Below are 14,223 nucleotides of genomic sequence, written 5' to 3'. Positions count from 1 at the left end.
GTTTCCTCCCATGATTTCTGTTTGCGGGTTCAGGAACGACGGGGCTCAGAGCCACTCTATGTCGTTGAAACCGCGCGCGATGTAGCCGCCCTTGGAATAAGACTCGCCCTCGTAACCGAAGATCGGCCACACCTCTTTCTGGTTGTAGAGGCTGACGACGAGGCCGCCACGGATGGCCTGGAAGAACGGCGTCGCCTCGATCTGCTTCAGCACGCCGACGCGCTGGTCCTCCCAGCCGAGGCCGCGGTAGCCGCCGTCACCGGACTTCTTGTCGAGGTCGGCGATGCCGTCTTCGATCATCGCCTTGTAGGCGGCGTCCTTGCCGGCCTGCTCGTCATGGCCTTTCACGGCAATGGCGTAATATTTGTCGGGAACCTGATCGTGCGGATAGATGTCGCGCGCCATCTGGATCAGCGTCGCCACGGTTTCGGGCTTGAGTGCCGATGTCTCGAGCCCCCATGCATGTTCGGGACTGATGACGGCACTGCCAGAGATGACGAGCAGCGCGCCGATGCCACCGCGTTTGAGAAGCTCGCGACGTGAAAGCCCGGGCTTCGCGTCATAGATCGTGACCATTTTATTCCTCCCTGCTTGCTATGTGCACTCTTGAAAGTGCCGTTGCTGGCGCCGCACCTGCCGGTGCGGTCGCTATGTCCCCTATTGGAAGCGACCTCCGCGTTGCAGAACCTCGATCTTGTAGCCGTCCGGATCCTCGATGAAGAAAAAGCGGGCGATCAGCGACCCGTCGCGGTTGAACTCGACGATCTTCTTCGGGTTGAGGCCGAGCGCGCCGAGACGGTCATGTTCGCTGTCGAGATCGGCGACCGAGACCGCCAGGTGACCGTAGCCGTCGCCGAGCCCGTAGGGGCCCTGCCGATCCTTGTTCACGGTCAGTTCGAGTTCGAACCCTGTCTCGGCATTGCTGAGGTAAATAAGCGTGAATGTCTCGAAGTCCAGCCTGTCGCCGACATCGAGCCCGAAGGCATTTCTGTAGAAATCGACGGATCGGGCCTCGTCGAGAACCCGGATCATGGAATGGATCGCTTTTGCCAAATCAGTCTCCGTCCTAATGTGTGGAAACGATTATGGGCAGCGCGGAAAAAAGGTGGTGGCAGCCGGTTACCACGCTCAAGACCCGTGAATTGCCCTGCTTCGGCGACGGGGACGAAAGTCCGATTGCCGTTCCGCCAATTTTGCCCGACAATGCATATGGGGACAGGTTGAGCAGTGTCAGGCTGCACGCCCGTCCACCCAAGACCAACAATCATGGGAGGTTTGTCGGATGTGCAGGGTGTTTGCGGGCCAGGATCCCGAAGGCTATCGCCAGATCAACCGGTCGATTCGCATCGACGGCCACTCGACCAGCATCCAGCTTGAAGCGACATTCTGGGCTTTGCTGGACGAAATCGCCGAAAACCAGGGTTTGACGACGCCAAAATTCATCTCGAAGCTTTATGACGAAGCCATCGAGATCAACGGCGCCATTCCGAACTTCGCGTCGATGCTGCGCACCACCTGCGCGCTCTACCTGCGCGGCCACCGGCCGGGCATGGAAGAGCAGATGGTGCCGAAGCGCGAAGCCGCCTAGCTCTAACTGTTGACCGCGACCTCGAACGCCAGCCGGTCAAGGACCGGTCCCTGATTCATGCCTGATGGCACGACTCTGTTTCTATCGGTCCAGCATCCGGGCAGGTAGGTCGGATGCTTCGCGGGATCATGGCCCGACTTCCCAGGCAGCCATCGGGCTTCAACAACACAATCAGACCTGATTGGCAGTAGACGAACCCTCGCTAACGATTTTGTGATGTGGTTGACGAGGTCATTTTCATCTCGCAGTCTATCAACATTCGATCTGCGACTTAACCTAACTACCTTTGTCATGATTACTTGGGCGTCACTTCCCGAGCGCGTCCTCTTATTTTCGAGATTCCTAATATGGACCATCGCAATCCTGTTCGAATGAATCGGCGTCTTTTCCTGTCCTCAGTCGCAATATTTACCGCAACCGCGACATCGGCCGGTTTTGCGCGGTCGTTCTCGGGCACTCTGCCCTGGACGCCAATGGCATCCGATCCACCAACGCAGGTCGTGGCCGGTGGCTGGCATTTTTTCTCAGCCCAGGAAGCAGCCCTTGTCGAGGCGATCGTCGACCGCATCATTCCTGCCGACGAGCTCAGCATGGGCGGCAAGGAAGCCGGTTGCGCCGTCTATATCGACAGCCAGTTGATGGGGGCGTACGGAGCGTCGAGCCGGCTTTACACACAAGGGCCGTTTTTGCCCGGACTGCCCACGCAGGGCTATCAGGGCGAGGCCAATCCGGCGCAACGTTACCGCGCCGGGCTTGCGGCCATCGACGCCTTCCTGAAACAGCGGGATGGCAAGACGTTCGTCGAGCTTGCACGGGCCGAACAGGATGCCTTCCTGACGGCCATGGAGGCTGGGAAAGTCGACCTGCCGAATGGCGTCAAGGGTCCGGCGTTCTTCGGGCTGCTGCTGCAGAACACCATGGAAGGGTTCTTTGCCGATCCTGTCTATGGCGGCAACAAGGACATGGTGTCGTGGCGCATGCTCGGTTTTCCCGGTGCCCGCTACGACTACCGGGACCATGTCAGCAAACACAATCAGCCATACCCGCAGCCGCCTGTCTCGATTATCGGGCGTCCCGAATGGCTCGGGAAAGGCGCCTGATCATGACCAAGATACTGCCTCGCAAAGACGTCGTGATCGTCGGTCTCGGTTGGACGGGATCCATTCTTGCCCATGAATTGACCGATCAGGGCCTGGACGTGCTGGCCATCGAGCGTGGTCCCTGGCGCGACACGGCAACCGATTTCAACATCGGTTATGCGCAGGATGAGTTGCGCTACAGCGTGCGGCGCGACCTCTTCCTGCAGCCGACCGTGGAAACCATGACGGTGCGCAACGACCCGTCGCAGACGGCGCTGCCGATGCGCGATTTCGGCTCCTTTCTACCCGGCAACGGCGTCGGCGGCGCGGGTGTTCACTGGAACGGCCACACTTGGCGGTTCTGGGATTCCGACTTTCAGATAAAGACCAATCTGACTAAGAAATACGGCGCGTCGAGAATCGCCGATCTCCAGGTCGAGGACTGGGGCGTGACCGGCACGGAGATGGAGCCCTATTACGACCGCTTCGAATATCTGGCGGGAATCTCGGGCAAGGCCGGCAACATCAAGGGTCAGTTGCAGGAAGGCGGCAATCCGTTCGAGGACCCGAGGTCACGGGATTATCCGAACCCGCCTATGCAGATGACCTACGCGCCGACCCTGTTCGCCGAGGTCGGCCGGTCGATCGGACTGCACCCCTTCCCCACCCCATCCGCCAACATGTCACGCGCCTACGTCAACCCGCTCGGCATCGCCATGGGTCAATGCACCTATTGCGGGTTCTGCGAACGGTTTGGCTGCGCCAACTATTCCAAGTCGAGCGCCCAGACCACCATCCTTCCCGTGCTGATGAAGAAGTCCAATTTCGAAGTCCGGACCGACAGCGAGGTGCTGCATGTCGATCTGGCTCCCGGAGGCAAGTCGGCGCGCGGCGTGACCTATGTCGACACATCGGGTCAGGAATACTTCCAACCCGCCGATCTCGTGCTCCTGTGCGCCTACGGCCTGCACAATGCCCGGCTGATGATGCTGTCCGGCATCGGAAAGATCTACGACCCCACCAGCGGGGAAGGAACGGTCGGGCGCAACTACTGCTACCAGACCAATGCCGGCGTGCAGGTGTTCTTCGACGACAAGAACTTCAATCCGTTCATCGCCGCGGGCGCGCTCGGCCAGACGATCGACGACTACAATGGTGATGCTTTCGATCATGGCGCCCTGGATTTCGTCGGCGGCGCAGGCATCAACTGCATACCGACCAACGGGCGTCCGATCGGAACCAGGCCGACCCTGCCCGGCACACCGAAATGGGGCAGCGCCTGGAAGAAGGCGACCGTCGAGGGCTACAAGAGCACGCTTGGCTACTCGTCACAGGGAAGCAGCTACGCGACGCGCAACAATTACCTCGATCTCGACCCGACCTACAAAGATCGTTTCGGCCGGCCGCTGATGCGCATGACGTTCGATTTTCCCGACAACGACATCCGGATGTCGAACTATCTATGCGACCGGATGGAGGAGATCGCCAAGGCGCTCGGTGGCAAGCAATACACCGTCAGCCGCCGCAAGAAGGGCTGGGACAGCGTCCCCTACCAGAGCACCCACAATACGGGCGGCGCCATCATGGGAACGGACCCCAGGAGAAGCGCGGTCAACACCTATCTCCAGAGTTGGGACGTCCCCAACGTCTTCGTCATCGGCGCTTCGGCCTTCCCGCAGAACGCCGGCAAGAACCCGACGGGAACAGTCGGCGCGCTCGCCTTCCGTGCCGCCGATGCCATTCGCAATCAATATCTGCGCAATCCGGGTGCACCCCTGGTGCAAGCATGAAGAAGCTCGTTTTCACGCTCGCCATCGGCGCCTTGGCGCTCGCCATCGCTCCAGCATGGAGTGCCGACCAGGCGGACCAGATCATACGCGGACAGTATCAGGCCGTGCTCGGCGACTGCGCAGGCTGTCATACCCAGGCCGGAGGCAAACCGCTGGCCGGCGGCCTGCCGCTCGAAACGCCGTTCGGCGCGCTTGTGCCACCCAACATAACCCCCGACGGCGAGACGGGCATCGGCAATTGGTCGGAAGCCGATTTCCGTAACATGATGAAGTCCGGCATCGGCCACAATGGCGTGCGGCTTTACCCCGCAATGCCTTACCCCGCCTATACCAGGATGAACGATCGGGACATTTCCGACCTGTGGGCCTATCTGACATCTGTTGAACCGATATCGAACAAGGTCGAGGCCAATCAGCTGCCATTCCCGTTGAACATTCGGCTGGCGATGCTGGGCTGGAACGCCCTCAACTTCACCGAAGCAAGCTTTCAGCCGGATTCCTCCAAATCGGCGGAATGGAACCGCGGCGCCTATATCGTCCAGGGATCCGGACACTGCGGCACCTGTCACACGCCCAAATCCTTTCTTGGAGCGGACAAAGATAGCGAATTCCTGCAAGGCGCCTCCCTGCAAGGCTGGTTTGCCCCTGACATCACCAACAATGCGCAATCGGGCTTGGGCAAATGGTCGGAAGAGGACCTGGTCAAATACCTCAAGACCGGCGTCAACGCGCATTCGATTGCCTCAGGTCCGATGGCGGAAGCCATCGAAAATTCCACGTCGAAAATGACCGATCCGGATCTGAAGGCGGTAGCCGTCTATCTCAAGAGCTTGGGCTCGGACGCCGGCAACACCCAACCGGCAAAGCCTGACGAGACACGGATGGCCACGGGCGAGGCAGTCTACCGTGACAATTGTTCGGCCTGTCATGGTGGGGATGGCGCCGGGGCGGGCGTACTTTTCCCTTCCCTTGCCGGCAACTCGATCGTCGCCCAGGGCAGTTCCGAAACGCTGGCCAGGCTCGTCCTCGCCGGAAGCCAGGCCGTGCATACGGCGGACGCGCCAACGACGCCTGCCATGCCCTCCCTGGCCTGGCGCCTGAAAGACCAGGAAATCGCCGACGTCTTGACCTATGTGCGCGCCAGTTGGGGCAACGCGGCTGCGGCGGTCTCATCCGACGATGTGGCTGCCGTACGCAAGGGACTGACCCAGTAGACCCGTATTCTAGCTCTCTGCTGCAACAGCGAGCGCCAGACGGCTCATGTCGGTGAAAAGCGCCTGGCGTTCGGAATAATCGGTCAGTTCACCGGTCTCGATGTTGTCGACCACGACGCACATCGACAGCGCGCGAGCCCCGAAATGCGCGGCGATGCGATAGAGTGCGCTGGTTTCCATATCGACGGCCAGAGCTCCGGCCGCCTGCGCATCGGCAAAACGGCCGCGTCCTTCAGGGTGATAGAAGATGTCGCTGCAAACCGTCAGGCCGGCACAATGGTCGATGCCAAGTTCGGCTGCCTTGGCCAGCGCACAGGCGAGAAGCGCCGGATCCGGGCCGGCGGGTCCATAAAGGCCGAAAACCTGACCGCTCTGGGCGCTCTCCGCCTGTGCCGATTGCGAGATGACAAGGCTGCGCAGTTTTGCCTTGGCGGTCAGGCTGCCGCAGGTGCCGGTGCGGATCAACGTTCGCGCACCAAAATGCTCCAGCAATTCACGCGCATAGATCAGAAACGATGAAACGCCGATGCCCGTCGCCTGAATGCTGACAGGTTTGCCGCCAAACAGCCCGGTAAAGCCAAGCGCGCCGCGTCGGCGATTGATGCAGCGCGGCGCTTCCAGAAAAGTTTGCGCCATCCACTCGGCGCGCTGCGGATCACCCGGCAACAACACTGTGTCGGCGTAGTCGCCCTTGTCCGCTTCGTTGTGTGGCGTCACCAGCTGCTCCCCCGAGCCCGCCTGCCGTTTCACCCGCAATCATGGCGTTGTAGCGGCGCAGCGCAAGGAAAGAACTGAAGGAGGTTCTAGGACTCCAGCACATCCTTGACGATCGTCGCCAGTTGCTTGAGCGAGAACGGCTTTGGCAGGAAGCCGAAATGCGCGTCGGCCGGTAGGTTTCTGGCGAATGCGTCCTCGGCATAGCCGGACACGAAAACGAACTTGATGTCCGGCTGGCGCTTGCGCAACTCACCAAGCAGCGTCGGTCCGTCCATTTCCGGCATCACCACGTCGGAAACGACGATGTCGACCTTGCCGCCCAGCGCCTCGAACACTTCCAGCGCCTCCACGCCTGACGACGCCTCGTGCACGGTGTAGCCGCGCGAGGTCAGCGCCCGCATGCCGCCCATGCGCACGGCATCCTCGTCTTCGACGAGCAGCACCGTGGCCGAGCCCGACAGATCCTTGGCCGCATCGGCGATCTTTGCCGGGGCCGCCGGCACATCGCCGGGCTCGCCTGCTTTTTTCGCTTCCGCAATATGACGTGGCAGGAAAATGCGGAAAGTCGAGCCTTTGCCGACTTCGGAATCGCAGAAGATGAAGCCGCCGGTCTGCTTGATGATGCCGTAGACCATCGACAGGCCAAGGCCGGTGCCCTTGCCGACCTCCTTGGTGGTGAAGAAGGGTTCGAAAATCTTCTTCAGCACATCGGGCGCGATACCGCTGCCGGTGTCCTCGACTTCGACCACGACATAGTCCGCCGGGGCGAGTTCGCGATAGGAAAAGGCCTTGCACTCCTCGGCGGTCACGTTGCGGGTGCGCACGGTGAGATCGCCACCCGCCGGCATTGCGTCGCGCGCGTTGACCGCAAGGTTGACCACCACCTGCTCGAACTGCCCGATATCGACCTTGACCGGCCACAGGTCGCGGCCGTGGTCGACCTTGAGCTTTATGTCATTGCCGACCAGCCGGGCCAGCAGCATCCTCAGATCGGCGAGCACGTCGGTCAGGTTGAGTACTTCCGGCCGCAATGTCTGCTTGCGCGAGAAGGCCAGCAGCTGCCGCACCAGCGAAGCCGCCCGGTTGGCGTTCTGCTTGATGTTCATGATGTCGGGGAAGGACGGGTCCGACGGACGGTGGTTGGTCAACAAAAGGTCCGACGCCATGATGATGGCGGTCAGCACATTGTTGAAATCGTGCGCGATGCCGCCGGCAAGCTGGCCGACCGCCTGCATCTTCTGGCTTTGCGCCATCTGCCCTTCGAGCGCCTTCTGCTCCGTCGTCTCGACGGCGTAGACGATGGCCGACTCCTCTGCGCCCTCGCCGCCGGTGCCGTCGGCGACCGCGTTGACGTAGAAACGGATGTGCCGCTCGTCGTTGCCGGGCAGAAGCGTGTCTATCGGCTCGATGTCGGCCTGCCGCTGCTGCGCTTTCTCGAAGGCAGCCGCAAAGGCCGGCCGGTCGCGTTGGTGGATCACCGTGTCGAGCCGCACACGGCGGTCGACGGCGTCGCGATCGACGACGGATGAAAACAGCGACAGGAACGGCGCATTGGTGCGCAGGATGCGCCCGTTGTGGTCGACGCCGGCTATCGCCATCGGTGTCGAGTTGAAGAAGCGGGTGAAGCGCACTTCCGAGGCCCGCAAATCGGCCGAGGAGTCCTCGCCTTGCGTGCGGTTGAGCACGATCGTGCGCGTCGGCCCATTGAGGCCCTCGCGGCTGGCCGAAACACGATGCATGAACCGCACCGGCAGCGCCTCGCCCGTCATCGTCGTCAAGTCGAGATCGATCACCGCGTTGCGTGTCGTGCCGGGGTCAGCCTTGACCGAGCGGACCAGCGCCATGCCGTCGCCGGCCACGATCTCTGCCAGGGAGACGGCACCGGGCGTGAAGCTGGTGAGGTCGATGCCCAGCCATTCGGCAAGCGTGGCGTTGATGTAGGTGACGCGGCCCTCCTGGTCGGCCGAAAAGAAGCCGGCCGGCGCGTGGTCGAGGTGATCGATCGCCTTCTGCAAATCGAGGAAGAAACGCTCCTGCTCGGCCCGCTCCTGCGAGATGTCGGCTAGTTGCCAGGCCAGCATCGGCAGCCGCTGGCCCGGAACGCTGAAGGTGCGCGCCCGCGCCCTGTACCAGCGGGCGCCTGGCTCGGCGCCGGGCCGAATGGATTGCGCGAGCCGAAATTCACCGTCGCCCGGCTGGGCGTCGCGCAGGCCCGACGCCAGGCGATAGATCGTCACCGAGGCTTCAGGGACATCCGAGAGCAACCCCTCGACCGTCTTCAGGTCGGCCGCCGACGACGCTCCGGTCATGTCGGCATAGGCGCGGTTGGCGTAAACGACACGGCCTTTGGTGTCGGTGACGAGAAGCCCCTGCGACATCGAATCGACGAAGGATTTCGACAGTTCGTCGCCCGTCGAACGTGGCGTGACCTGCACGAAGCCGATCGCTGTGGCAAACAGGAAGCCAACGCCGATCATCGCCAGCACGCCGAGCATGCCGAGCAGGAAAGGATCCCCGAGGCGCTCGCGGAACAGACCGAAAACGATCGCCGCCCCCGTCAGAACGACGATGAAAATGATAAGCCGGGTGACTGCGCCCGGTCGCGTATTCTGGTCGACGATCGGTACCGGATAGAAATCGCCGCGCGCTTCCTTGGCCATATGCCCCCTGCTCGTGAATTCCGGTGTTCCGACACCCGCCCGTACCGGGTTGAATCACATTCTCCTAGTCCGGAAAAGGCCTGGGCGGCAAATGTCAGATAAAAATGATGGTCTTGCGGCCTTCGGAGTTTTCTAGCTGTTCACCAGCGTGAAAGGCAACTTGCGGTGGCCCGCCGCAACGGTCTAGTGTCGCATCACTTCCAAGGGCAATCAGGGGTAACCAATGCAATGGCTGGATAGCGTGGCGGGCCCTGGTTATGCCGCAGCACTGTTGTGGACGTTTGCAGCACTTGTCCTGCTGGTCATCGTTCTCGTCATCATCAAGCTGGTGCGCAATCTGACGTTCGGAACCTTTGTTGCCGGCGGCCGCAACCGCAAGACGCGGCTGGCCGTCATGGATGCCACCGCCGTCGACAGCCATCGCCGGCTGGTGCTGGTGCGCCGCGATGACATCGAGCACCTGCTTTTGATCGGCGGCCCGACCGACGTCGTCGTCGAGCGCGATATCCGTCTTTCGGCACTACGCCGTCCGGCATTGACCGGAGACGGCGGCTTGCAGCCGGTCCCGGCCACTGCGGCCCCGGCAGCAGCAAGGCCGCGTCCGCCGCAACCCGCTCCACCGCCTGCAAGACAGGCACCCGCATCGCAGCCGGTGAACACCGCGCCACCCGCCCGCCCGCGCCAAATAGCGCCGGCACCGGCACCCGCGCCAAAGCCGGCGGTGCAAAGCTACCAGCCGACCAATATCACGCCGCTGCCCGCCTATGGTTCCGCCAATGCCAATGTCGTCCGGCACGCGCCACCGCCTCCAGCTGTGCAGGACAGCATCGACGACACGCTGATGAGGGAACTAGAAGTGTCGCTCGACCAGCCCCGTTCGGGCGGCCCGGTGGGCAAACCGGTGGCGAAGGCGCCGCAGTCGCTCGACGATGAAATGACCAAGCTTCTCGGCGAACTCTCCAGCCAGAAGCGATAAGAGGCCGCTGAGGCGCTACTCAACGCGAAAATCGTAGCCGGTTCGGCTGCCGAACCACCTTTTGGAAGGCCCATGCGTCGAGGGCTTGCGGATTCGTGCGCCCTGAACGGTAAATGCCCGCCAAAAATGGCCGGGGAAAACCGGCCATTTCAAATCAACGTCGCTCATGGACGGCTGGTCGTACGCTGCCAGCCTTGATCCTTAGTCGTCGCGGTAGACTTTTTCGCGGCGCTCATGCCGCTCCTGCGCTTCGATCGACAACGTCGCGATCGGACGCGCATCGAGCCGCTTCAGCGCGATGGGCTCGCCGGTTTCCTCGCAATAGCCGTAGGTGCCTTCGTCGATGCGCTGCAGAGCGGAATCGATCTTTGCAATGAGCTTTCGCTGACGATCGCGGGCCCTGAGTTCGATGGCGCGATCGGTTTCCGAAGAGGCGCGATCAGCCAGATCGGGGTGGTTGGCGTTTTCTTGCTGCAGGATTTCCAGTGTTTCGCGTGCTTCGCGCAGTATGTCATTCTTCCAGGTGACGAGCTTTGAGCGGAAGTAGGATTTCTGCCGCTCGTTCATGAACGGCTCGTCTTCGGAGGGTACGTAATCGGCGGTAACGATGTCGTTCATTCGACTCACCCAAACTGCCCCAAATTTCGCGCCTATATATTCGTCGCCCGACGCCTGCACAAGCGCAATCGGCCGCTGTCTCACGCAATTGTTAATGTGCACCGGCGCGCGCCTTTGCAGCAGCATACGGTCGCTTTGGTACCAAACTACGCTGCGACACTTTCGATCCGGCGAAACATGCTTTCCGAAGATCGACCGTTATCTTCGGGCCGATGCACAGGCGCCTTTTGCGGCGCCGCAGCATGGTGATTCGCTGTGTTCGAAGAACACGGGCCATTGTGCGCGACGCCGTTCTCGTGGCTAATCCTGGAAGGCTTCGGCATTCGGAGGTTGGGTGAGCAGGCTTTATCTGTTGCGACATGCCAAGGCTGGCTGGGCGCTGCCCGGCGTACGCGATTTCGATCGCCCGCTCGATGCATCCGGCCGCGCCGATGCCGAAAGGATGGGCGCCGCCATGCGCTCCCGCTGCTACGTTCCGGACCTGACGCTGTGCTCCAATGCCAAACGCGCCAAGGAGACGCTGGAAGGCCTGGCCGGCCAGACCGACACCGGTCGGGTCCTGTTCTTCGACACGCTCTACAGCGCGGACGCGGCCGGTTACCTCCACCTTATCAGGGACAATGGCGGGGCGGGTTCACTGCTGGTCATCGGCCACAACCCGATGACGGAAGATCTCGCTATGGCGGTTTCGGGCGACGGCGACGAGACGGCGCGGGCCACGCTCAACCACGGGTTCCCGACCTCGGGCCTGGCGGTCGTCCGCTTCGACGATGACCTCGCAAAAGCCGCCCAGGGCGCCGGCTATCTCGAGGCGTTCCTGACGCCGGCCGATCTCTGAAGCCATTTCAAAGCCTGGTTGCAGAGCCTATATCGGACGGACCGAAGTCCGAGAGAGCATATTTTGGCATCATCGCTGACCACCTTCACCGACGAGGCGAGGATTGCCCTCGACACGCTATCGGGCCGCGCCACCGGGCTTTTTTCCCCATCGCTGCGCCTCGGCGTGACCGGATTGTCCCGCGCCGGCAAGACGGTGTTCATATCGGCCCTTGTCCACAATTTGATCCATGGCGGGCGCCTGCCGCTGTTCGAGGCGCAGAAATCGGGGCGTATCGCCCGCGCCTTCCTCGAGCAGCAGCCGGACGACGCCGTGCCGCGCTTCCAGTACGAGGATCACATCGCCGCCCTGGTCAACGACCGTGCCTGGCCCGATTCGACGCGCGCCATTTCGGAACTGCGGCTGACCATCGAATATGAATCGGCCTCCGGCTGGAGCCGCATGTTTTCCTCAGGCAGACTGTCGGTCGATATCGTCGATTATCCCGGCGAATGGCTGCTCGATCTGCCGCTGCTCGGCAAATCCTTCGCCGACTTTTCGCATGAAGCCTTCGAAATGGCCGTTCTGCCGGTGCGCGAGGACCTGTCGCAGGCCTGGCGGGCGCTGTCGGCGGAGATCGACCCGAACGCTGACGCCGACGAGATGACGGCGCGCCGCCTGGCGGAGAGCTTCGCCGCCTATCTGAAAGCGTGCAAGCTCGACGAGCGGGCGCTTTCGACCTTGCCGCCCGGCCGCTTCCTGATGCCGGGCGATCTCGAAGGCTCGCCGGCACTGACCTTCGCGCCCCTGGTTGGGATTGGCGACAAGCGTCCGCGCCCAGGGTCGCTGCACGCCATGATGGACAGGCGCTACGAGGCCTACAAGACGCATGTCGTCAAACCCTTCTTCCGCGAACACATCACCCGCCTCGATCGCCAGATTGTGCTGATCGACGCCATGCAGGCGCTGAACGCCGGCCCCGGCGCCATGGCCGACCTGGAGCGCGCGGTGACCGAGATCCTCAGCTGTTTCCGCCCCGGCCGGGGCAGCTTCCTCACCGATCTGTTCTCGCGGCGCATCGACCGCATACTTGTTGCCGCGACCAAGGCCGACCATCTGCACCACGAAAGCCATGACCGCCTGCAGGCGATCGTGCGGCGGCTTGCCGACCGCGCCGTGGCACGGGCAAACTTCACCGGCGCCGATGTCGATGTGGTCGCCATGGCGGCGGTGCGTGCGACACGCGAAGGCACCGTCAAGCAGGGCCGGGACACGCTTCCCGTCATCATCGGGACGCCGATCGCCGGTGAGAAGATCAACGGCGAAACCTTTGACGGAAAGACAGAAACAGCCATATTTCCCGGTGACTTACCGGAGAACATTGACGCGGTTTTCGATATTTCGGGAGCCGATCACAAGCAGGACTCCGCGGACCCGGCAATCCGCTTCGTCCGCTTCCGTCCCCCAAAGCTCGAACGCACGGCCGAAGGCGTTACGCTGTCGCTGCCGCATATCAGGCTCGACCGTGCCTTGCAGTTCCTGATCGGAGATCATCTGGCATGACCGCGCCCCGCAAGCCGGCAGCATTCCGCATCGAGCCGGAAGCCCCACCGAGACAAGAAGCGCCGGAGACGCGCCACGCCCAGGCCGGTACCCGTGCCCAGGCCGACACCCAGCGCAAAACCCGCGCGATGAAGACCGATGTCGCGACCGTCATACCGGCGGAAGTCGACGTCTTCGACGAACCTGACATCATCGCCGCCGAGCCGCCACCGGCCATCGCCCCCAGGAAACGCTCGCTGCTCGGCAGCATCTTCTTCGGCGCCTTTGGCGTGCTGGTTTCGCTGGCTGTCGGCCTGTGGACCGATCAGCTCATACGCGACCTCTTTGCGCGCGCCGAATGGCTGGGCTGGCTGGCCGCGGGCATGGCCGCCATCGCCGTGCTGGCGCTTGTGGTGATCCTGATTCGCGAGTTCCTGGCGATCGCCCGGCTCGCCGAGGTCGAAAAGCTGCAGAAGCGGGCGCTCGATGCGATCGCCCGTGACGATCCCAAGGCGGCACGATCGGTCGTCGACGAATTGTCAGCCTTTGTCGCGGCCAAACCCGAGACCGCGGCCGGCCGGCGCGCGCTGGCCGAACTGCGCGGCGAAATCATCGACGGCGGCAATCTGGTGCGCCTGGCCGAAGCCGAAATCCTTGGACCACTCGATGCCAGGGCAAAGGTGATGATTCTCGAGGCTGCCAAACGCGTCTCACTGGTGACGGCGGTCAGTCCGCGCGCACTTGTCGATGTCGCCTATGTCGTGTTCGAGGCCGGGCGGCTCATCCGCCGCTTGTCGGAACTCTATGGCGGACGGCCGGGAACGCTGGGTTTCTTCCGCCTGGCGCGCAGCGTGCTGGCGCATCTGGCGGTCACCGGCTCGATCGCGGTCGGCGACAGTTTCGTCCAGCAGATCGTCGGCCACGGCCTGGCGGCGCGCCTTTCAGCCAAGCTTGGCGAGGGCGTCGTCAACGGCATGATGACGGCGCGCATCGGCATCGCGGCGATGGAGACGGCGCGCCCCCTGCCCTTCAGCGCCGCGAAGCGTCCCGGACTGGGCGATTTCCTCTCGGCGCTGACATCGTTTGCAACCAGGAAAGATGGTGAAACAACCCCGTCCGGCAAGTGAGCCGGGCTGGAGCGTTTGGACCTTCGGAATTGTTACCGGACTGCCTTGCGGCGGCCCCGTAGTGACGAAGCATTAACCAATCTTGTTCATGGTCA

General features: G+C 62.6%; 13 protein-coding genes. 8 read left to right on the top strand and 5 right to left on the bottom strand.

Going from position 1 to position 14,223, the window contains the following annotated elements; translation table 11 throughout:
* Positions 1-45 precede the first annotated feature (45 nt).
* A complete protein-coding gene (locus EJ076_RS19730) occupies positions 46-576 on the bottom strand; it encodes a gluconate 2-dehydrogenase subunit 3 family protein (RefSeq protein WP_126069000.1) in 531 nt (176 codons plus the stop codon).
* Between the two features lie 81 nt (positions 577-657).
* The gene (locus EJ076_RS19725; RefSeq protein ID WP_126068999.1) at positions 658-1,053 is read right to left on the bottom strand and encodes a VOC family protein; all 396 of its coding nucleotides are present in this window, start codon (positions 1,051-1,053) and stop codon (positions 658-660) included.
* A gap of 229 nt (positions 1,054-1,282) precedes the next feature.
* Here EJ076_RS19725 and EJ076_RS19720 point away from each other — a divergent pair, with 229 nt between their 5' ends.
* The 4 genes from EJ076_RS19720 (at position 1,283) to EJ076_RS19705 (ending at position 5,671) form a co-directional block, all read left to right on the top strand.
* Positions 1,283-1,588, top strand: coding sequence for a ribbon-helix-helix domain-containing protein (locus EJ076_RS19720; RefSeq protein ID WP_109669237.1), 306 nt, complete (start codon positions 1,283-1,285; stop codon positions 1,586-1,588).
* Between the two features lie 473 nt (positions 1,589-2,061).
* The gene (locus EJ076_RS19715; RefSeq protein WP_245462839.1) at positions 2,062-2,688 is read left to right on the top strand and encodes a gluconate 2-dehydrogenase subunit 3 family protein; all 627 of its coding nucleotides are present in this window, start codon (positions 2,062-2,064) and stop codon (positions 2,686-2,688) included.
* Positions 2,689-2,690: 2 nt separating this feature from the next.
* Positions 2,691-4,457, top strand: a complete 1,767-nt coding sequence (locus tag EJ076_RS19710) for a GMC family oxidoreductase (RefSeq protein WP_126068998.1) — start codon at positions 2,691-2,693, stop codon at positions 4,455-4,457.
* A complete protein-coding gene (locus EJ076_RS19705; protein WP_126068997.1) occupies positions 4,454-5,671 on the top strand; it encodes a cytochrome c in 1,218 nt (405 codons plus the stop codon). Before EJ076_RS19710 ends, EJ076_RS19705 begins: the two co-directional genes overlap by 4 nt.
* Before the next feature lie 9 nt (positions 5,672-5,680).
* Here the strand turns inward: EJ076_RS19705 and EJ076_RS19700 are convergent, their stop codons facing one another.
* Both EJ076_RS19700 and EJ076_RS19695 read right to left on the bottom strand, forming a co-directional pair.
* Entirely contained in the window at positions 5,681-6,388 is a 708-nt protein-coding gene (locus EJ076_RS19700) for a purine-nucleoside phosphorylase (RefSeq protein WP_126068996.1), read from the bottom strand.
* Between the two features lie 86 nt (positions 6,389-6,474).
* Positions 6,475-9,048 (bottom strand): PAS domain-containing sensor histidine kinase, encoded by a 2,574-nt coding sequence (locus EJ076_RS19695; RefSeq protein ID WP_126068995.1) that lies wholly within the window; start codon positions 9,046-9,048, stop codon positions 6,475-6,477.
* A gap of 223 nt (positions 9,049-9,271) precedes the next feature.
* On the opposite strand from EJ076_RS19695, the gene EJ076_RS19690 reads away from it, so the two are divergent.
* Entirely contained in the window at positions 9,272-10,024 is a 753-nt protein-coding gene (locus tag EJ076_RS19690; RefSeq protein ID WP_126068994.1) for a flagellar biosynthetic protein FliO, read from the top strand.
* Between the two features lie 201 nt (positions 10,025-10,225).
* On the opposite strand, the gene dksA is transcribed toward EJ076_RS19690, so the two are convergent.
* Positions 10,226-10,642: an RNA polymerase-binding protein DksA gene (gene dksA, locus EJ076_RS19685; protein WP_013531862.1), complete on the bottom strand. Its 417-nt coding sequence runs from the start codon at positions 10,640-10,642 to the stop codon at positions 10,226-10,228.
* Positions 10,643-10,976: 334 nt separating this feature from the next.
* Here dksA and EJ076_RS19680 point away from each other — a divergent pair, with 334 nt between their 5' ends.
* From EJ076_RS19680 to EJ076_RS19670, 3 genes are all read left to right on the top strand, one after another.
* Positions 10,977-11,480, top strand: a complete 504-nt coding sequence (locus EJ076_RS19680; protein WP_126068993.1) for a histidine phosphatase family protein — start codon at positions 10,977-10,979, stop codon at positions 11,478-11,480.
* 63 nt (positions 11,481-11,543) lie between these two features.
* A complete protein-coding gene (locus EJ076_RS19675; RefSeq protein ID WP_126068992.1) occupies positions 11,544-13,022 on the top strand; it encodes a YcjX family protein in 1,479 nt (492 codons plus the stop codon).
* Positions 13,019-14,128 carry a YcjF family protein gene (locus EJ076_RS19670; RefSeq protein ID WP_126068991.1) on the top strand — a complete coding sequence of 370 codons (1,110 nt, stop codon included), beginning with the start codon at positions 13,019-13,021 and terminating at the stop codon, positions 14,126-14,128. The genes EJ076_RS19675 and EJ076_RS19670 overlap by 4 nt, the downstream gene beginning before the upstream one ends.
* Positions 14,129-14,223 lie beyond the last annotated feature (95 nt).

Source organism: Mesorhizobium sp. M7D.F.Ca.US.005.01.1.1, assembly GCF_003952545.1.
Classification (GTDB): domain Bacteria; phylum Pseudomonadota; class Alphaproteobacteria; order Rhizobiales; family Rhizobiaceae; genus Mesorhizobium; species Mesorhizobium loti.
The sequence above is the reverse complement of the archived record's forward strand: the minus strand, read 5'-3'. Positions and strand labels throughout refer to the sequence as shown.

Coding starts and splice junctions, on each gene's coding strand:
- EJ076_RS19705 (WP_126068997.1), top strand. CDS start 4,454: ATGAAGAAGCTCGTTTTCACGCTCGCCATCGGCGCCTTGGCGCTCGCC.
- dksA (WP_013531862.1), bottom strand. CDS start 10,642: ATGAACGACATCGTTACCGCCGATTACGTACCCTCCGAAGACGAGCCG.
- EJ076_RS19670 (WP_126068991.1), top strand. CDS start 13,019: ATGACCGCGCCCCGCAAGCCGGCAGCATTCCGCATCGAGCCGGAAGCC.
- EJ076_RS19710 (WP_126068998.1), top strand. CDS start 2,691: ATGACCAAGATACTGCCTCGCAAAGACGTCGTGATCGTCGGTCTCGGT.
- EJ076_RS19695 (WP_126068995.1), bottom strand. CDS start 9,048: ATGGCCAAGGAAGCGCGCGGCGATTTCTATCCGGTACCGATCGTCGAC.
- EJ076_RS19715 (WP_245462839.1), top strand. CDS start 2,062: ATGGCATCCGATCCACCAACGCAGGTCGTGGCCGGTGGCTGGCATTTT.
- EJ076_RS19720 (WP_109669237.1), top strand. CDS start 1,283: ATGTGCAGGGTGTTTGCGGGCCAGGATCCCGAAGGCTATCGCCAGATC.
- EJ076_RS19690 (WP_126068994.1), top strand. CDS start 9,272: ATGCAATGGCTGGATAGCGTGGCGGGCCCTGGTTATGCCGCAGCACTG.
- EJ076_RS19730 (WP_126069000.1), bottom strand. CDS start 576: ATGGTCACGATCTATGACGCGAAGCCCGGGCTTTCACGTCGCGAGCTT.